Source organism: Anoxybacillus flavithermus, from assembly GCF_002742685.1.
GTDB lineage: Bacteria > Bacillota > Bacilli > Bacillales > Anoxybacillaceae > Anoxybacillus > Anoxybacillus flavithermus_E.
The window spans coordinates 1-19,919 of the sequence record NZ_PEDM01000028.1 but is presented as its reverse complement, the minus strand read 5'-3'; the positions used below and the strand labels follow the sequence as shown (position 1 = coordinate 19,919).

General features: G+C 40.4%; 19 protein-coding genes. 9 read left to right on the top strand and 10 right to left on the bottom strand.

Annotation, left to right across the window (positions count from 1 at the left end; all coding sequences use genetic code 11):
- Positions 1-4 precede the first annotated feature (4 nt).
- From cobA to CS060_RS11010, 3 genes are read left to right on the top strand one after another with little or no spacing between them, the layout of a single operon-like run.
- The gene (cobA, locus tag CS060_RS11020) at positions 5-778 is read left to right on the top strand and encodes a uroporphyrinogen-III C-methyltransferase (RefSeq protein ID WP_035048937.1); all 774 of its coding nucleotides are present in this window, start codon (positions 5-7) and stop codon (positions 776-778) included.
- Positions 779-782: 4 nt separating this feature from the next.
- The gene (locus CS060_RS11015; protein WP_035048934.1) at positions 783-1,490 is read left to right on the top strand and encodes a sirohydrochlorin chelatase; all 708 of its coding nucleotides are present in this window, start codon (positions 783-785) and stop codon (positions 1,488-1,490) included.
- A gap of 4 nt (positions 1,491-1,494) precedes the next feature.
- The gene (locus CS060_RS11010) at positions 1,495-1,992 is read left to right on the top strand and encodes an NAD(P)-dependent oxidoreductase (RefSeq protein WP_035048932.1); all 498 of its coding nucleotides are present in this window, start codon (positions 1,495-1,497) and stop codon (positions 1,990-1,992) included.
- 25 nt (positions 1,993-2,017) lie between these two features.
- Here the strand turns inward: CS060_RS11010 and CS060_RS11005 are convergent, their stop codons facing one another.
- Positions 2,018-2,749, bottom strand: coding sequence for a DUF4397 domain-containing protein (locus tag CS060_RS11005; protein WP_216367535.1), 732 nt, complete (start codon positions 2,747-2,749; stop codon positions 2,018-2,020).
- A 114-nt stretch (positions 2,750-2,863) separates the two neighbouring features.
- Here CS060_RS11005 and CS060_RS11000 point away from each other — a divergent pair, with 114 nt between their 5' ends.
- On the top strand, positions 2,864-3,142 hold the full coding sequence (locus tag CS060_RS11000) for an acylphosphatase (RefSeq protein ID WP_035048981.1): 279 nt from the start codon (positions 2,864-2,866) through the stop codon (positions 3,140-3,142).
- A 16-nt stretch (positions 3,143-3,158) separates the two neighbouring features.
- Here CS060_RS11000 and CS060_RS10995 read toward each other — a convergent pair whose 3' ends face one another.
- From CS060_RS10995 to CS060_RS10980, 4 genes are all read right to left on the bottom strand, one after another.
- Entirely contained in the window at positions 3,159-3,305 is a 147-nt protein-coding gene (locus CS060_RS10995) for a FeoB-associated Cys-rich membrane protein (protein WP_035048929.1), read from the bottom strand.
- 14 nt (positions 3,306-3,319) lie between these two features.
- A complete protein-coding gene (gene feoB, locus CS060_RS10990; RefSeq protein ID WP_035048927.1) occupies positions 3,320-5,323 on the bottom strand; it encodes a ferrous iron transport protein B in 2,004 nt (667 codons plus the stop codon).
- Positions 5,320-5,550 (bottom strand): FeoA family protein, encoded by a 231-nt coding sequence (locus tag CS060_RS10985; RefSeq protein ID WP_035048926.1) that lies wholly within the window; start codon positions 5,548-5,550, stop codon positions 5,320-5,322. The genes feoB and CS060_RS10985 overlap by 4 nt, the downstream gene beginning before the upstream one ends.
- Positions 5,551-5,648: 98 nt before the next feature.
- Positions 5,649-6,365, bottom strand: coding sequence for an arginase family protein (locus CS060_RS10980; RefSeq protein WP_035048924.1), 717 nt, complete (start codon positions 6,363-6,365; stop codon positions 5,649-5,651).
- A 180-nt stretch (positions 6,366-6,545) separates the two neighbouring features.
- On the opposite strand from CS060_RS10980, the gene cdr reads away from it, so the two are divergent.
- On the top strand, positions 6,546-8,987 hold the full coding sequence (gene cdr / locus CS060_RS10975; RefSeq protein ID WP_035047167.1) for a CoA-disulfide reductase: 2,442 nt from the start codon (positions 6,546-6,548) through the stop codon (positions 8,985-8,987).
- 127 nt (positions 8,988-9,114) lie between these two features.
- Here cdr and CS060_RS10970 read toward each other — a convergent pair whose 3' ends face one another.
- Entirely contained in the window at positions 9,115-9,804 is a 690-nt protein-coding gene (locus CS060_RS10970; protein ID WP_035047170.1) for a TerC family protein, read from the bottom strand.
- 225 nt (positions 9,805-10,029) lie between these two features.
- Between CS060_RS10970 and CS060_RS10965 the strand changes: the two genes are divergently transcribed.
- The 3 genes from CS060_RS10965 (at position 10,030) to CS060_RS10955 (ending at position 14,687) form a co-directional block, all read left to right on the top strand.
- Entirely contained in the window at positions 10,030-10,479 is a 450-nt protein-coding gene (locus CS060_RS10965; protein ID WP_035047172.1) for a C40 family peptidase, read from the top strand.
- Positions 10,480-10,645: 166 nt separating this feature from the next.
- On the top strand, positions 10,646-12,772 hold the full coding sequence (locus tag CS060_RS10960) for a bifunctional diguanylate cyclase/phosphodiesterase (protein WP_099668960.1): 2,127 nt from the start codon (positions 10,646-10,648) through the stop codon (positions 12,770-12,772).
- A gap of 16 nt (positions 12,773-12,788) precedes the next feature.
- Positions 12,789-14,687 (top strand): protoglobin domain-containing protein, encoded by a 1,899-nt coding sequence (locus CS060_RS10955; RefSeq protein ID WP_099668959.1) that lies wholly within the window; start codon positions 12,789-12,791, stop codon positions 14,685-14,687.
- Positions 14,688-14,740: 53 nt separating this feature from the next.
- Here the strand turns inward: CS060_RS10955 and CS060_RS10950 are convergent, their stop codons facing one another.
- Both CS060_RS10950 and CS060_RS10945 read right to left on the bottom strand, forming a co-directional pair.
- Positions 14,741-16,222, bottom strand: coding sequence for a methyl-accepting chemotaxis protein (locus CS060_RS10950; protein WP_035047175.1), 1,482 nt, complete (start codon positions 16,220-16,222; stop codon positions 14,741-14,743).
- Positions 16,223-16,338: 116 nt separating this feature from the next.
- Positions 16,339-17,400, bottom strand: a complete 1,062-nt coding sequence (locus CS060_RS10945) for a nitric oxide synthase oxygenase (protein WP_035047178.1) — start codon at positions 17,398-17,400, stop codon at positions 16,339-16,341.
- A 230-nt stretch (positions 17,401-17,630) separates the two neighbouring features.
- Here CS060_RS10945 and CS060_RS10940 point away from each other — a divergent pair, with 230 nt between their 5' ends.
- A complete protein-coding gene (locus tag CS060_RS10940) occupies positions 17,631-18,116 on the top strand; it encodes a hypothetical protein (RefSeq protein ID WP_099668958.1) in 486 nt (161 codons plus the stop codon).
- Between the two features lie 20 nt (positions 18,117-18,136).
- On the opposite strand, the gene CS060_RS10935 is transcribed toward CS060_RS10940, so the two are convergent.
- Together CS060_RS10935 and CS060_RS10930 are read right to left on the bottom strand one after the other, a co-directional pair.
- Positions 18,137-19,315: an immunoglobulin-like domain-containing protein gene (locus CS060_RS10935; protein ID WP_035050769.1), complete on the bottom strand. Its 1,179-nt coding sequence runs from the start codon at positions 19,313-19,315 to the stop codon at positions 18,137-18,139.
- Positions 19,302-19,781 carry a sigma-70 family RNA polymerase sigma factor gene (locus tag CS060_RS10930; RefSeq protein WP_035050768.1) on the bottom strand — a complete coding sequence of 160 codons (480 nt, stop codon included), beginning with the start codon at positions 19,779-19,781 and terminating at the stop codon, positions 19,302-19,304. Before CS060_RS10930 ends, CS060_RS10935 begins: the two co-directional genes overlap by 14 nt.
- Positions 19,782-19,919 lie beyond the last annotated feature (138 nt).

Below are 19,919 nucleotides of genomic sequence, written 5' to 3'. Positions count from 1 at the left end.
GACAATGGGGAAAGTATATTTAGTCGGCGCTGGTCCTGGGGATCCTGAGCTCATTACAGTCAAAGGGTTAAAATGTATTCAACAAGCAGATGTTATTTTATACGACCGCCTCATTAACGAACAGCTACTGTCGTACGCCAAGCGCGATGCTGATTTGATTTATTGCGGAAAGTTACCAAATTACCATACAATGAAACAAGAAACGATTAATCATTTTTTAGTGAAGCATGCGAAAAGAGGAAAATATGTCACGAGATTAAAAGGTGGCGATCCTTTTCTATTCGGACGTGGTGGTGAAGAAGCGCAAGCACTTATCAAACATCGCATTCCGTTTGAAATCGTTCCCGGAGTGACATCTGGCATCGCCGTTCCAGCATATGCGGGAATTCCTGTCACTCATCGCGATTTTAGCGGAAGCGTTGCATTTGTCACAGGTCATCGTCGACTTGACGCCAAAGACGCCGTACAATGGGAGCATTTAGCAAAGGGAGTCGATACGCTCGTCATTTATATGGGCGTGAAACATCTCCCATTCATTTGTAAACAATTACAGTTGTACGGCAGACAGCCACAAACCCCTGTTGCCGTCATCCAGTGGGGAACGCTTCCCGAGCAAAAAACGATCGTAGCGACGTTACATACGATTGCGGATGCTGTAAGAAAAAACTGTATCTCGAATCCGAGTATCATCATTGTCGGAGAAGTTGTCCGGCTACATGAACAGCTACAGTGGTTTGAAACAATGTTAGAAGAAAAAATGGCACATGGAATGAGGTAACGTTATGAAAGCTGTATTATATATTTGTCATGGAAGTCGTTCAGTAGAAGGGCAAAAAGAGGCGGTCGCTTTCGTCGAACGCCTCTCTTCTTCCATTTCTATTCCCATTCAACATATATGCTTTTTAGAATTATGCGAGCCGAATATTGTCGCAGGGGTGGAACGTTGCGTTCATGATGGAGCAACGACGATTTATGCCATTCCGCTTTTACTATTGTCGGCTAACCACGCGAAACGCGACATTCCATATGAGTTAGAAAAAGCAAAAAAGATGTTTCCTTCTGTAACGATTACATATGGAAAACCGTTCGGTGTACAACGTCATATCGTTTCTGCCATATCGAAAACAATCGAACATGCTGATGCGATCGTGCTCGTTGGCCGTGGGAGCAGCGACATAGATGCGCAAGCAGATTTTAAACAAATTGCTCATCTATTGCAACACGAAACAAACATACCCGTCTATCCATGTTATTTAGCAGCTGCTTCTCCTTCCTTTTCTGATGTTGTCACTTCGCTTGCACAAGCAGCGAAGCACAAACAAGTAGCTGTTGTCCCATACATTTTATTTTTCGGACAGCTGCTTAACTATATTCATGAAACGCTGCAAGCACAACAAACGAGCGACATATCGTTTACATTATATCCTCCGATTCGGACGTATGACGTATTAGACCGTCTCGTTGAACAACAAGTGAAGGAATGGAGGTAGGCGTATGTTTCCCCTTTTCATCCGAATGAAAGGAAAAAAAGTTGTCATTGCTGGAGGGGGACGGATTGCGTATCGTCGCCTTCTCCCTCTTTTACATGAAGGGGCTTATATTACAGTCATTAGCCCAGAAGCGGTCGGTGCCATCGTTCATTTAGCTGAACAAAAAAGAATTACGTGGCATGCACGTTCGATTGAACCGAGCGACTATGCCGATGCTTTTTTCATTATTGCCGCAACGAATGACCCAAACGTCAATGAACAAATCGCTACATACGCAGCGCCAAACCAACTTGTCAACGTAGCGAGCAATCATCTTCTCGGCAACGTGCATGTTCCTGCATTTTTTTCACGCGGAAAATTACAAATTGCCATTACGACAGGCGGAGCAAGCCCTACGCTAGCTAAACAAATTAAAAAACAACTTGAGCAACAATTTGATGAATCGATCGCTCAACATGTCGAAGAATTATATAAACAACGCGAACAGCGAAAAGAGCCTTGATCATTTCGATCAAAGCTCTTTTTGTTTATGACTCTAATACGAGCACCTCTAATGAAGGAGTGCGGGATACGTAACCGACGGCAACGACCGTATAAGACTTATTCGGTTGGAAGCGCACATTGGGAATCGATAAAACAACTTGATTTGTCCCTGCTACCCTCACATCGACATGCAACTTTTCGTTAACTGGCGCTTCAATATAATTCGTCACCTTTCCAAACGAAGCATTTTGGAACAATACATCCCCACCACGTAGCGCAATATCTACTGCTGGCGCATCTGGTGAAAAATGAGCAAAACGCACTTTCGCTTTTCCGTACGGCGCATATGGTTCGTCGAGAATAGAAAGAAGTTGTAGGCGATGTACGTCACCAATGACCGCAAGCGTATACGTCATTTTCGGCAAGACTTGAATCGTTTGACTAAGAACCGGAGACGTCGTATGTCCTGCTGGATACACATCGATGCGATGCTCTCCTTTTGGAACTTTCATATATTGACTTAGTTGTTTATATTTCATATTGCGTAATATTTTTTGCCCATTCACATATACATCAACCGCAGGAGCATTTGGTGAGGCATGAAATACGCGAATGCGTCCAGCGTCATCAACCCTCTCTTCCTCGCGTGACTTCACGATTTTTTCCACATACTCCATATGTTTTCGCATATACTTTTCATATTGATCACGATCTTTATATTGATAATAACGCGCTAACAAATCATACATCACAGCTTTTTGAATGTAGCGATCCATTTCATTCACAACAGTTCCTCCTCATAAATCTTTTTTACGTATTCAACGTATGCAATACAAGGTAGGCTGTTGTATGATTTTTATAGAAAATTTTTAGCGAAGGAGATTAAACAGATGATCGTTCGTTATTCCGTTGTTGCGCACGGTCGGGTACAAGGGGTAGGGTTTCGCTACTTTGCCCAATATGAAGCAAGAAGACGAGGTTTGACCGGTTGGGTAAAAAATTGCGAGGCCGATCACATGATCGAAATGGAAGTTCAAGGAGAAGTAGAACGAGTGGAGGCGTTTGTAGATGAAATAAAAAAAGGGCCACCATTTGCGCGTGTAGAACGAGTAGAACAATACGCCATTCCTACCGTCCCCCACGAAATGACCTTTCGCATTATATATTGAAAAAAGCTGACCGAAGTCAGCTTTTTTCATGACAACTTGTGCCGCATGATCCTTTGACTGAGCAAGCCGCACATGTACCGCGCTTACTTTTTTGAATGAAACGAAAAATGGTCCAACCTGCATATCCGAAAATAATTGTGCCAATGACAACATTTACGATCATGTATATCCCTTCCTTTAGAAGCCAAGCAAGCTTCCGATTTGGTAAATAGCGAGCGAAACGATATAGGCTAAAACGAGCGCATAACCAATCGAAAACATCGTCCATTTTCGTGAACCTGTTTCTTTATAAATCGTTGCCACAGTCGCTAAACATGGAACATATAGTAAAACGAACACCATAAAACTAAACGCTGATAGCGGAGTAAACTGCGTTGCCATCAACCCTTGAAGTGATTCGACATTCGGCACGTGATAAATAATGTTCATCGTTGATACAACGACTTCTTTGGCTAAAAATCCGGTTAATAACGCGGCACCAGCTTGCCACGTTCCAAATCCAAGCGGTGCAAGTAACGGAGCAAGTACACCGCCAATCATCGCCAAAAAGCTATCGTCCATGTTTACATTTACACCATGTGGACCAACATAAGATAAGAGCCAAATAGCAACGGAACCACCAAAAATGAATGTCCCTGCTTTTTTTACAAATCCTTTTCCTTTATCCCACGTGCTGCGCCATAATGCTTGCCATTGCGGCATACGATATGGCGGCAATTCCACGACAAACACCGATGCTTCTTCTTTTAAAATCGTTAACGAAAAAAGTTTTGCAAGTATAAGTGCAAGTGAAACGCCAAGAACATATAAAGAAAAAACGACAATGGCTTGATGTGCTGCAAAAAACGCCCCGACAAACAAAGCATATACAGGCAAGCGTGCCGAACAAGACATGAGCGGTGTTAACAACATCGTCACAAGCCGCTCTCGCGGTTGCTCAATCGTCCTTGCGGCCATGACGCCCGGAACATTGCAACCGAATCCAATAATGAGCGGGATAAACGCTTTTCCATTTAATCCGACAGCTTCCATTAATCGATCCATGACAAGCGCCACACGTGCCATATACCCCGAATCTTCTAAAAATGAAATAAAGAAAAATAAAATAAAAATTTGCGGAACAAACACAAGTACGCCGCCTACTCCTGCGATAATGCCATCGACGACGAGCGCACGAATAAATTCAGAAGCACCGATTGCTTCTAACATCGCCGTCACCGAATCAGTTAACGGACCAGCGAAAAAGGCATCAAGCAAATCGGAAAGCGGTGCTCCAAGCCAATCAAATGTAAGTTGAAATAAAATATACATCGCTAATAAAAAAAGCGGAATACCGATATATTTATTCGTTACAACTGCATCGATGCGATCCGTCAGCGTTACCTGTCCGATTTCTGTACGTTGCACAACTTGTTCGATGACCTCTTTTACAAATGAACGACGTTTTTCATAAATAAACTGAGCAAGCTGCATTTGTTCTGTCTGTTTCACTTCTTTTTCTGCTTGTTCATATAATGAGCGCCACGTCGCTTCGGGCAATTTTTCGGCTACATAATCATGCACGTAGCTATTTCCTTCATAAAACTGAATGGCTAACCAACGAACAGGAAATGACTCTTCTGTCCCCCATGTCGCGATAAAACGTTCAATCGCCCGCTCCATCGCCTCACCGTAAAAAAGGGTAAGCGGCTCAGTTCGTTCTGTTACTTTTTCAAGCAACATGCGTTCTACTTGATCACATCCTTTTCCTGTTCGAGCAACGACAGGTACGACATGTACGCGTAACGCTTGAGCCAATTTTGTTTGATCGATGAATATGCCACGTCTTTCAGCTACATCAACCATATTTAAAGCAATCGCCAATGGTTTTCCAAATTCCAACAACTGTACAGTCAACAATAAATTTCGTTCTAATTGTGACGCATCGACAATATTTAAAATTTCATCGAATGACTCGGTCAATAAAAATTGCGTCACCACTCGCTCATCACGAGAAAGTGGATGGAGCGAATATACGCCAGGCAAATCGATTACTTTGGCTTGCTTGTTGCGCAAAACACCTACCTTTTTTTCAACGGTCACACCGCTCCAGTTTCCAACGTACTCGTACGTCCCGGTTAACTGATTAAACAACGATGTTTTTCCTGTATTTGGGTTACCTACAAGCGCAATATGCATCATAACGGCTTCACCTGAATGCTCATCGCCTCATGGCGGCGGATGCCGACACATTGTCCGCAATTTTCAATCATAAACGGGCCACCAAGCGGCATCGTGCATTTCAAACAAATTTCTGTTCCTTCCGTTACCCCCATATCTAACAACCTTCTTTTTACTAAATCATTTACTTGGGATAAATCAACAATTTTTGCGCGTTCCCCAACTCGTAATTGCGTCATCGCAACCATACGTAATCCCCCAATTAATAATGATAACCTTTTTCATTAATAATTATAGTATGAGTAAACAAAAACATCTATCTTTATTTTATTGTGTTCACAAAATATTACGAGGCAGAGGATATAGGCATATGCTTAAAGCATGTCTGTATAATGGCTTCATTCGCTTGCTCGTTTTTCACACAAAACGAACGATCTTCTCCGCACACATCAACACCGAGCACATGTTTGTATCGGAAAAGATAGTCGATGTAAGTCAAAAGCATCTGTAACGACATTGTCCCTTGATCCCAATTTGTTTGTGCATCTTGAGGGCGAAGCACATCTTTATCAATGCTAATGTATATATGTTTTGTCGGAATCGCGCGCACAATCGTCATTGGCGCATACATGAAATCGCTTTTTGGAAAGATTGTGACATGTGAAAATGTGTGTGAAGTTGCAGAACCGATGATGACAACGTGTTTTAATGTCGGAACGTTTTTTTGAGCATATGATACCCATGAGCCACATGAAAGAAGTGGAAACAGCGTTTGCTCATTCATGTCGGTATGATGATCAAACAATACGAGTGTAAACGGCTCATGAAACTGCTTAAGCAATACGTATGAAACGTAATGATAGTTGCCGCTTCCGATTAACGTCATCCCTCTCGTATGTCGACGTGCAAGTCTTTTTTCAATTTCTTGCATCGCATCGTCATCGCAATATAAATTTGTTCCTTCGATGTCAGCCATCTCGATCCAATCATGAGGAAAGCGAAGAAGGTTTCGTTGCCACGTATACGTATGATCGAAGTTTAAAAACGTTACACTTGGATGCATACTTCTCCCCACCCTTGTGCAAGTTTTTTCTTCAATAAAATTATACAAACATCTCTATAATCAATACAACGATGTTCTCTCGTGAAAACATTCACATATTCGTCACAAACAAATACTAATACCCCTTTATCTATAATTTTTATTGTGATACAATTCACAATGTAAGGAGGTTGATCAATAATGAGCAAAAAAATTGTCATTGTTGGTGGTGTAGCTGGTGGCGCAACAACAGCGGCCCGTCTACGCCGTTTAGATGAACAAGCGGAAATCGTGATGTTTGAACGTGGAGAATATATTTCATTTGCAAACTGTGGTCTTCCATATTATATCGGCGGCGCTATTACAGAGCGTGATGCTTTGCTCGTTCAAACGGTTGAAGGCATGGCGGAAAAATTTCATCTCGACATCCGCATTCAAAGTGAAGTCATTGCGATCAACCGTGAACGGAAAACGGTAACTGTAAAACATTTGCCAACAGGAAAAACGTATGAAGAAAACTATGATTATCTCGTTTTATCACCAGGGGCAAGCCCGATAAAACCGAACATTCCAGGAATAGAAGAAGCAAGCAAATTATTCACATTGCGCAACATTCCAGATACAGATCGGATCAAAGCATATGTAGATGAAAAAAAACCGAAAAAGGCAGTCGTCATCGGTGGTGGATTTATCGGTGTGGAAATGGCGGAAAACTTATGGGAACGCGGCATAGACGTGACGCTCGTTGAAATGGCGAAACAAATTATGGCGTCTGTCGACTACGAAATGGCGGCGATTCTTCATCAACATATAAGAGATAAAGGCGTACGTCTCATTTTAGAAGATGGCGTTGCATCATTTGAGCAAAAAGGAAAAATCGTTCGCTTGCAAAGTGGAACAACACTTAATACGGACATGATCGTCTTAGCTATTGGCGTAAAGCCAGAAAATGAACTAGCTAAACAAGCAGGACTAGCTATTGGCGAACGTGGTGGCATTCAAGTCAATGAATATTTACAAACATCCGATCCTTCGATTTATGCCATTGGCGATGCAATTGAAGTGATGGACTATATTAACGGCAAACCAACTCACATTCCGCTCGCGTGGCCAGCAAATCGGCAAGGACGAATCGTTGCTGACCATATCAACGGCCGAAACGTACACTACAAAGGAACGCTCGGCACAGCGATCGCGAAAGTATTTGACATGACGGTAGCGGCAACAGGAAACAATGAAAAAACGCTACAACGTCTTGGCATACAATATGAAGTCATACACATTCATCCAAATTCACATGCAAGCTATTATCCAGGTGCATTTCCGATTGCTCTAAAACTATTGTTTGATCGACAAACGGGTCGCATATTCGGAGCACAAGCAGTTGGTTACGATGGGGTTGATAAGCGAATTGATGTCATTGCAACGGCGATCAAAGGTGGAATGACAGTATTCGACTTACCAGACTTAGAATTAGCTTACGCACCGCCATATTCATCGGCTAAAGACCCAGTTAATATGGCTGGTTATGTCGCAACAAACATCATTGAAGATATGGTTGAAACAATTCAATGGCATGAAGTCAATCAATTAGTGAAAAACGGGGCATGTCTCGTTGACGTTCGTGAAGAAATGGAACGCGACATGGGCTTTATTCCAGGCTCAATGAACATTCCGCTTGGGCAATTGCGCAAGCGACTTCATGAATTGCCTAAAGATGAAACGATCTATGTGTATTGCCAAGTCGGACTACGCGGTTATTTAGCAGCACGCATATTAACTCAACATGGCTTCCGCGTGAAAAACTTAGATGGCGGATATAAAACATATGCAGCTGTTTATAGCGAACAACAAGAGCAACGAAAAGAGGAACAAACAGAAAAACAAGTGGAGCGTGTAGACGTCATGAACGTTCAAGCAACAACAACATTAGACGCATGTGGACTCCAATGCCCTGGACCAATTATGAAAGTATATCAAACGATGGAACAGCTAAAAGATGGCGATGTATTAGAGGTAAAAGCAACGGACCCTGGATTTGCTCGTGACATTCAATCATGGTGTAAAAAAACGGGCAACACGTTACTAAAGACTACGTTCGAAAATAAAATGTTTATCGCCTATATCCAAAAAGGAACGACAGCACCAACTCCATCTATAAAAGAAACGAAAAAAGACGGGGCAACGCTCGTTGTGTTTAGCGGGGATTTAGATAAAGCGCTCGCATCGTTTATTATCGCATCGGGTGCCGCGGCAATGGGCAAAAAAGTAACGATGTTCTTTACATTCTGGGGACTAAATATTTTACGGAAAAAAGACGCTCCGCCGGTACAAAAAGATATGCTTGAGAAAATGTTCGGCATGATGATGCCAAAAGGTGTTCATGACCTCCCATTATCAAAAATGAACATGGCAGGCATGGGTCCAAAAATGATTCAATACGTGATGGAAAAGAAACATGTCGACGATATTGAAACATTGATGAAAAACGCCATGGCTGCAGGAGTTAAACTTGTCGCCTGCTCGATGTCAATGGATATTATGGGCATTAAAAAAGAAGAATTAATTGACGGAATCGAAATTGGCGGTGTCGCCACATATTTAGGCGATGCTGAAGAAGCAGGATTAAACTTGTTTATTTAAAAAAATCGGGCTATCTTGCTGTGGAGATAGCCCTTTCAAGTATATTCACAGGGGGATCGGGGGAATACACTTAGCATTATCCATTATGACCATTGTTTTTAATTTTATACATATGTTCACAAAATTTTTATGCGATTTTTTGTTTATCTATTTTTTTATTTTTTACGTATCCAGAAAGTAAAACAACAGCGGTCAAAACAATAAGGAATACGAGCGACTGCGAACCTTGCGGAAAAGCAATCCACTTTTTCATTTGTTCATCTTTCAACAACATTTCTCCTGCCGTCCACGCTAAAATGCCCGAACCAACGTACGGAATCCATTTATATTTTTCCATAGCCAACACAATAGCCTTTGACCCGAAAATCATAATCGGAATGCTAATGGCAACACCGAAAGCGATCATACCAATATGCCCACCTGACGCTCCTGCAATCGCCACGACGTTATCTAAACTCATGACAGCATCGGCTAAGATAATGGTCCAAATCGCCTTCCATAAACGGTCGGCAGCTTGTATGTTCGCTTCTTCCTCCTCGTTAACCAACACTTTATACGCAATCCAAAGGAGCAATAATCCTCCAGCAAAATGAACAAATGGAATTTGCAATAAAAAGACAATAATTGCCGCAAACAATATGCGCAAAATGACCGCGCCAGCTGTGCCGAATAAAATAGCCCGATTGCGTTGTTTTTCCGGCAATCGACGTGTAGCCATCGCAATCACAATGGCGTTATCCCCAGATAAAATAATATCAATTGCAATAATTTTTAACAAAGCAAGAAGCGCTTCTGAAGAAATCATCCAATCACCCATTACAGTTCCCCTTTTTCAATGTACTTCTCCCCTATCTTATCGTGAAGCTCGTCTACATTCAACTTTTCTGTTCAGACATATATGTTAAATTCTCTCTTTATTTTTACAAAAACCGACCGTTGTAATGTATTTGTAACATAATTTAATGGCTATGTAACAATTTTTCGACATCTTTTTTGCTATAATGTAGTCGTCCATGGAACAAGTCTTTTGGAGGTTCAAGCAATGAAAAAAGCTCTAGCCACTACCGCTCTCTTCATGTTGCTATGTTTCACGTATTTTGCAAGCCCTTTCAAAACAGAGGCTGCCTTTTCAGCAAACATACTGATCGCTGAAGCACATAAAGTCATTGGCACACCGTATCGTACAGGAGGAACGACACCAAAAGGATTTGATTGTTCCGGTTTTGTTAGCTATACATATAAGAAAGTAGGCGTTGCACTTCCGCATTCCTCGAGTGCAATGTATGCGAAAGGAAAACCCGTTTCTCTTAACCAACTAGCACCAGGAGATTTACTATTTTTCAAAACATCGAAACATAAAGGGATTTCTCATGTGGCGATCTATATCGGCAATGGTCGTATGATTCACGCGACATCATCAAAAGGGGTTCAAGTAAACTCCATCCATCAAGCTTATTGGAAACAACGTTTCGTTGGAGCAAAACGACTATAATGCGAAGGCAAGCACTTCATGCCGAACGTCTTTTCGACGCGAAGTGCTTGCTCTCGACAAGGAGCAGGGATATTCCCTGCTTTTTTTCATGATTTTTTCATTTCCTCTCCTATTTTTCCGATATATAATGTATGTAACATGGGGATGATGGAGGGACATAACATCGATGACAAAAAAAGAAAGACGAACGTTAATCGTAAGTGCAGTTGCTGTCATATGTTTTTTAACGATTTTGCTGTTTCGTTCGTCACTCGCATGGACGTTTGAACGAAATCACTTTTTATCGCTTCATACATTACTTGAGTTTTTCAGTATTACGGTAGCGATGGCGATCGCGTTTCAAGGATGGATTTCGTTTCCGCAAGCGTTATCGCGCCGTCGATTGCGCATTGCGACAACTTTTTTAGCTGTCGGCTGCCTCGATTTATTGCACACGCTTACATATAAAGAAATGCCGGGCATTGTGTTTGCAGATAGTTCCGTTCAGCTTGCGACTTCTTTTTGGCTAGCTGCTCGGCTCACACAAGCAGTATTTTTATTGCTCGCTTTCTTGCTTCCTGATGGTCCGATTCAAAAAGGGGAAAAACTACTTGGTTTTTTCGTTCCTTTACTATATGTCGGACTTGTGTCAATGAGTATTGTTCATTTTGCAGATTCCTTACCACCACTTGTCATTGAAGGGCTAGGAACAACGCCACTAAAAAACGGAGTAGAGTACATTATCACAACATTACACATCATCACGATTATTTTACTCATTCGACACTATAAAGAAAAACGGCTAGCGCCAACGCTTGATGTCATTGTTGGTTTCGTCTTTTTATTTTTAAGCGAGCTTATTTTTACGTTATACCGTCACGTTTATGATGTGTTAAACGTATTCGGACACGTATATAAAGTAATTGGCTTTTCTTATTTTTTACGCGGGTTATATTTAGCATCATTTAAAGAACCGTTTCAAGCGAGAGAGCGCGCCGAGCAAGCGCTCGCTAAAAGTAGAGAACAACTGAGAAAACAAGCTTTATTTGATGAGCTAACAAATTTACCAAACCGACGTTATTTTATTGATACACTTCGTGAACGCTTAAAAATAGCGAAAGAACAAAACGAAACGGTGGCGCTTTTTTTTCTTGATTTAGATAACTTTAAAAACATTAACGACTCACTTGGTCACGCAGCTGGCGATCTTTTGTTGCAATTGGTGGCGAAACGATTAAGCCATTTGCACGATCATTTTGTCGCTCGCCTTGGGGGCGATGAATTTGCGGTCATTGTTGGTGATGTTCCTTCATTTGAACAAGTGGCACAACAAATGATTGATATACTTGGTGAACCTTTTTTCATTCGTCAAAAAGAATTATTTATTACAACAAGTCTCGGCGTGAGCGTATACCCAACAGATGGGGAAGATGAAATGACTTTGATTCAACATGCGGATATGGCAATGTACGAGGCAAAGAAAAAAGGAAAAAATCAATGGGCGATGTACGATCCAACGTTTGAACAAGAGCGCATCCGCAAATCACTCATTCGCCAACGATTACACGTCGCTTTAGAGCAACGTGCCATTTCTATTTATTATCAACCGATTATCGATATGAAACAAAATCAGCTCGTTGGGATGGAAGCGCTCGCCCGTTGGAAAGATGCGGAGCTCGGATTCGTTCCGCCGCATGAATTTATCAGTATTGCAGAAGAAGATGGTTTTATTATTCCACTAGGGGAATATATTTTCCAAACAGCTGTATTAGATTTAAAACGACTACATGAACAAGGAATGTCTCACGTATACGTGAGCATTAACTTATCGCTTCGTCAGTTGAAAAACGAACAGTTTCTTTCTTTTGTACAACAGTTATTGGAACAAACTTGTTTACAACCACAATATATTGAATTGGAAATTACAGAAAACATTGCGTTAAGCGATGAAAAACAAGTCATTGAAACGATTCGGGCACTGAAACAAATAGGCATTCGCATCGCAATTGACGATTTCGGTAGCGGCTACTCATCCATTGCTTATTTACGCCACATTTCGGTCGATACACTAAAAATTGATAAATCGTTTATTTTTGAGGTCATTACAAACGAACATACAGCCAAATTAACAGAAGCGATTATCGCGCTTGCCCATCGTCTGCAATTGTATATTGTCGCTGAAGGAGTTGAAACCGACCAACACGTCTCATTTTTACAATCGACTCATTGCGACAAAGCGCAAGGCTATTTATTTAGTCCACCTGTTCCGTTTGAACAAGTGATAAAACAGCTACAAACAGCTCATATACGATAAGGGGAGAATTCGGGGGATGAAACATATACAAGTAACAGACCAAAAGCGGCTTCAACAGCTGAGTTACACAGGGGTAACAGAAGAAAAGCTACAGTCCATTTATAATCACCGTGATGTATTGCAACCGTTAGTCAAAGGGATTGTTGAAGATTTATATAAAGAGATATTATCGATCCCTTCTTTACGCAAATTAATTGAAGAACATTCGACATTAAAGCGATTGAAAAAGACGCAAATCACATATTTAAACGAATGCTTTGCTGGAATAGTCGATGATGCGTATATTGAAAAACGATATAACATTGGTAAAGTGCATTCAGAAATCGGACTTGATTTGAAATGGTATTTAGCCACGTACACGAAATACGTTGAAATCATTTATAAACATATATCACCTGTTTTTCCGAATGAAGCAATTAACATTTTATTAGCTATTCATGCATTATTTTCGTTTGATATGCAATTGACGATTGAAGCATATGAAATGGCCGAAATCGAAAAAGCAGCGCATCCACTTCGTTACGAGTTGCACAAACTACAAAAAGTAAATGGGTTTACAGAACAAGATTTGCAACATCTTGATCAATTTAGCGGCTATATTTCGTTTCGTGTCGATGCGATTATGGAGGCGTTTCGCCAATCGTTTTCCGAACGTTTATGGGAAGATTACTCATACAGTTTTTTTGAACGGGAAAAGTTTTTTCATTATGTAAAAAACTTTTTATTACAATTTTTTCAAGAAAAAATTTATTATGATATGGAAGCGTACTTTCGTATCATTCGCGACTGGAGTCGATTAATTATCGATCAAAAATATCACGAAAGCTTTTTCCATGTTACGACAGAATGTATTTGCGAAGCGATAAAAAAGGTATTTTTAACAAAAGAATATTTGCATGACCCACATGTCGTTCAATATATTCATTCGTTCGAACGATTTTCTAAATTTACACTTTCAATTATGCAAGAAATTATTCGACCATACTTATTTTTACGCGATTTCGATTTTCTTGACATTTATGCTTATGAAATTAGCACAATCGACTTTGGTCGTATTACATGGATTGATGAAAAAACAAAACGATTGCTACGTAATATCGGCATAGAAGAAGAACATCCAATTGGGCGTCGTTGTTATGAACTTTTTCACCAACGCACCGTACCTTGTTCAGGTTGCCCGGCATTAGAAGAAAAAACGGAGCCATTTCTTGCGACATTTGAAAATGAAAACGGTCCACATTATTATAAAGTTCGGCTTTTGCCACAAAACAAAATTTTTGAGCTATCACGCGCCCTTCTCGTCATTCAAGACGTTACAAAAGAAGCAAAAGTCATGTTTGATACGCTTGAACGGTTGCTTCAACTAGCTGAATATCGGGATGACGATACAAAAAACCACGTACATCGCATCGGTATTCTTTCTGGCATGCTTGCTCGTTTGGCCGGATGTGACGAACAATTTGTCGCGAACATTCAAGTTGCTGCCAAATTTCATGACATTGGAAAAGTAGGAATTCCTGATTACATCTTAAACAAACCAGGGAAACTAACAAAAGAAGAATGGGAATCCATGAAAACACATGTACTCATCGGTCATCAAATTTTAGCTAATCTCGATTTACCAGTCATTCAAATGGCGGCAAACATTGCTCAAACCCATCATGAATGGTGGAATGGACAAGGGTACCCGAACGGCTTGAAAGGAGAAGAAATTCCGCTAGAAGGGCGAATTGTTGCGATTGTTGACGTATTTGATGCGTTGTTATCAAAACGCATTTACAAAGATGCATTTCCACCAGAAAAAGTAAAAGACATTTTGCTTGATGGTCGTGGAAAGCAATTTGACCCGAAGCTGATTGACTTATTTCTTACAATGTGGAATGATTTTCTTGAGACAAGAGAGCAGTTATCATAAATTTTCTCCAAAAGAGAAGCACCTCCAACTTTTTTTTGGGGTGCTTTTTCTTTTTATATCATTTGTTGTTGAATGACTGCAGCCCGTTGAGCGGTTTCTGTCACATATGCTGCCATTTTTTCATTCGCATCTTTTAAATGTTCAACCGTTGCGCTTACTTCTTCAAGCGATGCGCTCGACTGCTGAATAAAGACAGAAAAATCGCTAATGGAACGATCCATTTTCTCTCCTTGCTTCTCTAGCTTTTCGCTAATGATGAAAAAGTAAGATAATTGTTCTTGCAAATGATTTAACGACTGATACAATTTTTCAAAATACACATTTACTTCATCCGTCAACGTTTCATTTTTCGTTAATTGTTCACTCGTTTCATCCATTCGCTCTAATAGCTCATTGTTGCTTTCATTGACTTCCGCTAAATTACGAACGATGTGTTGCGTCGTTTCTTCCGTCAATACGGCCAACTTACGAATTTCTTCAGCAACGACCGCAAATCCTTTTCCATACTCTCCTGCTCGTGCTGCCTCAATCGTCGCATTTAAAGCCAATAAATTCGTCTGATTTGTAATTTGTTTAATTTGTTTCGTTAACTCATTTGTACTAGCTATTTTATTTGTTAAAGCATTTAATGTTGCTTTTGTCGCATGAATCGCCTCATGAAATTTTTCTGTATGTGTTAATAATAGATGCATTTTTTGTATACCTGCTTGTGCCATTTCGCTTGATTGTGATGAATGTTCCTTTAATTGTTTAGAAGTCTCGTAAATCCGCTCACTCATTGCTTTCGCTTCCGCTACTTCATCATGAATATCAATGACTTGTTCACTTTGTGCTTGACCTGCTACAGCTGCTTGTCGAATCGCTTCTTTCATTTCTTCTTGTGCTTGTACATTTTGAAGTACTTGTTGATGAATGTGTTCAACATTTTCAATAATATACTTTAACTGACCTTCCAGTTCATGTCTTCTTGCCATTTGCTTTTCTTTTTCGGCATGCGTCTGTCCTACATGTTCAACGAGTTGATGAAATTGTTTACGACTTAAATGCAATAACACAGAAAGGGCAATACCAATCATCACATAAACAATAAAAACCGTATGTCCCGTTTTTTGAAATACTTGCTGAAAAGAAGAAGGAACAAGCGCACCGACAACTAAAATGATAATGCCAAGTAGAAGTCCTGTTACAAACAACGTGCGATTTAAATGCAACACAGATAACACAACTAAACAAAAAGCGAGTGCGATCGTTCCTAAACTTCCCCCCGTCGTAAATAAACTACCTAATGTCGCAGAAAATAATATAAAAATAATAAAATATGGATAGATGTGTTCGTACTTTTTCATCTTTTTTAACGTCATATACACGAGGGCATTTAGCATAAGACTTCCGCCATAAATGGCAATCTTCTCAACTTTATCTCCAATAAAAATAAGCCCCACCACACCTGTTACTGCGCTAAATGTGTAAATAAGGAACAAGAAAAAATTTTTCCTTCTCATTTCTTCCGTTTTGAGTTGCTCAATGAAATCCAATCTAGCCTCCCCCTTTTCCTTTTTTCTATACTATATCAAAAAAATAAGAAAGTAGTAAATAATATTCTGAAAATTAAATGTATATTCATATAAAAAACACCGCGTCGATAGCGGTGTTACTCGTATGGACGTTGTTGATAAAAATAATTTGGTTTGACTATTGTATTCTCATAATATTGATGGAAAATGTGCGTCGTTGCAGGCGAAAGCGGAGGAATGAGCCACGTCCAACTGCCTGTCACTTCCCTCCCTGCTTCTTGTTCTTGCTTTTCGAACCGCTTAAACTGCTGTGCAGCCGTATGATGATCGACAATACTTACCCCTGCTTTTTTATATGAGTATAGAACAGCGATATTTAATTCAACAAGCGCCTGATCTTTCCATAGTGTACTATTTTTTGACGTATCAAGCCCCATACAGGAAGCGATTTTCGGAAGCATGTTATATCGGTAATCGTCAGCGAAATTGCGCGCACCAATTTCTGTTCCCATGTACCAGCCGTTAAACGGGGCTGCTGTATAACGTATGCCTCCGATTTCTAAGTACATATCTGAAATAATCGGCACCGCATACCATTGTAACTGTAAATCGCGAAACCATGAAAACGTTGGATGTTCAATCGGCACTTCTAATACAATTTGTTTCGGAATTGGAAACAACTTCGGCTCGCGACCATCTACTTGGATGACGAGAGGTAAAATGTCAAAATACGTCCGTTCCCCTTTCCAACCTAACTGTTCACACGCTTTCGTAAACGAGATGGATGATGAGTCTCCAATGACTCCATGCTCTGTTTCATAACCGGCATAACGAATTAACTGATGATTCCAAATGCGAACACGTTCAGGACGAAAAATAGTAATAGTCGGACGAATTTTCCCACCGTTTGTCGCAAATTCAATGTGATCAAACAGTCGCTCAGCAATATCTTCTTCCCGCTCCATCTTACGGGCATCAAACACATGAAGCGTCTGCCAAAATAAACGTCCGATGCAACGATTGCTGTTGCGCCATGCCATGCGCGCTCCATGTTCAAGCTCTTCATACGTATGTTCATACGTTCCCGTTTGTTCAATCTCACGCTTAATTTGTTGTAAACGTTCATGTATGTCATCATTGCTTTTTCCTAGTTCTTGATAGCATAACGTAATAAATTGTTTCGCCTCTTTCCACAACATATGTCCATCACTCCATGTTCGTATCTTCTTATACAATACATCATCCATCGAGGAAATGAAAAGAAAGAGCATACGTTTTCGTGTTCCTCTCTTCATTCTCATCATGTATAATAGATGTCGGGGAACGCTCTTCATCTTTACCACTAAACGAAACAAAGCCTCTCCTAAACACTCGACATGCCCACACAGCTGTTTCCCTTTCTAATTTCTCACAAGAAAGGAGGGTAACCATGGAACAGATGCTACAACGCATTTTGGACAAGCTTGAAAACATGGAAGTAGAACTCGCAGAAGTCAAAGCTAACATGGCGACTAAACAAGAACTTGAAGAAATTAAAGCCAACATGGCGACTAAACAAGAACTTGAAGAAATTAAAGCCAACATGGCAACAAAGCAAGAACTTGAAGAAGTCAAAGCCAACATGGCAACAAAACAAGAGCTTGAAGAAATTAAAGCCAACATGGCAACAAAACAAGAGCTTGAAGAAATTAAAGCCAACATGGCAACAAAACAAGAGCTTGAAGAAATCAAAGCAAACATGGCAACAAAACAAGACTTAGCGCTTATCCAACAAGCGGTGCTTGAAACAAATGAGATCGTTAAAAAGCTAGAAAATAAAATCGACAACCATGAACAACTGTTAACTCTTCTTTCCCATCGCTCTCTTGAACATGAGGCGGCTATTTCTAGCATTCGTTTTATTTTAACAAAATAAGCGAGGGGACTTCCCCTCGTTTATTCGATGTGCTCTAACACATACTCATCCCCTTGTCGAACGATGACGACATAAAATGTACCAATGGATTCGTTTGTACGTGCGTTGATCACCGTCACTTTCACTTTGACTTCCTCTTTTTTACTTGCTTCATTCGGTTCCCAAAAAACAATCGATGGTTCAACGTCAACTCGCTCACCATTTAAAAACAATACTTTCGGTCCTGCGTATCCTGCAATACTCTCCACTTGTCCGCCGCTATCAGGTGGCATGGAGATGGAGTCAGCAATGATTTGTTCATCGGACGATACCGATTGCTCCGCTTCATAAATGGTTAGCGCATCATCAGCTATTTTATCTGTAAATAACATTCCATCGCTAGCTTCCATCGAGAAATTGACTTGTTCTTTTCCTTCATATATCGGATATATGTGCAGTCCTTGGCGACCGGTTCTTGTTGAGACAAGTCCGTTATGAGCACTATACAGAGAAAAGCGCGGGTCTTTTTCCCATGTCAATTTCACATCTTTACTTTCGCTCGTTTCAGTCGGTTTCACCTCAATATACGTGTGAAAGTTCAACAACTTTTGATCGACAACGTCAAATTCAATGTAACCTGTGAAATGAGCTGCATCAGCATAATACGTACGCACAATGCGATACTTCCCATTTTCTAATGGTTGATTTAACAATGAAAGATCAATCATATCTTTCACAGTCTGTCCTTGGTCAATTAACGCAAGCATTTCAATAAATGCGAGATCATTCGTTAACGTTGTTGGTTGCCACGTTTGTTTTGCCTCATCGTATCGCTCGATCGCATACGCATATCCAAATGAAATCACACCTTTACTTTTATTCGTTACCGAAAAATGAAGCTTTTGTTCGTTTGCATTGTATGCGACATCATGAATCGTTATATTCGAATCGGTAGCTTCCAGCTTCAACATATCCTCTCCTTGATCGTTTTCCATCATTATTTCTGCTTTTTCTTGTGTTTTCTCTTTTGTGGATAATGTAGGATGCAAGCTAACAGCTAATAATACACTTGCCACAGCAATGGCACCATACGCCGGACGAAATGACTTTCGCTTCGGTTGTTTTTCTCTTTTTTCAATCTGGTCCATCACTTTATTTTTCAATTGCTCCGTCACGACAATATGTTCCATCTCTTTTTTATATCGCTCACGCAAAATCATACTCCCCTTTCAATTTGTTTTTTAACATTTCTCTTGCACGAGCAAGCAACGAACGAACTGTACTTTCACGCTTTTTCAACAACTCGGCAATTTCTTTCGTTTGATACCCTTCATAATAAAATAAATGAACGACCTCTCGATATTTTGTCGGAAGCGATATCACCGCTTCAATGACGTCACCTCTGCTATCGATAGGCGAAGAGTGCAACCATTCTTCATAGGTATCCATTTTCCGATACGCAAACGATTTTAGCTTATTTTTACATACATTGACGGTAACGCGAATCAACCACGCCTTCATATGCTCTTCACTTTGTATCCGATCCATATGTTCATATAGCTTAATAAATACGTCTTGAAATACATCTTCCGCATCATGTTGATTTCTCATATACGTATACGCAAGGCGCAATACCATATTCCCATATTCATCCATAGCACGCTGGATTTGTTCTTTTGTGCACAAAGAAACAACCTCCTTTCACTTTACATACAACTGAACAGGTGAAAATGTTGCAGCCAATCGAAACTTTTTATTTTTTAAGTATAATCGAGTAGGAGGAGGTGATTAACCTCCGTCCTCTCACACCACCGTACGTACGGT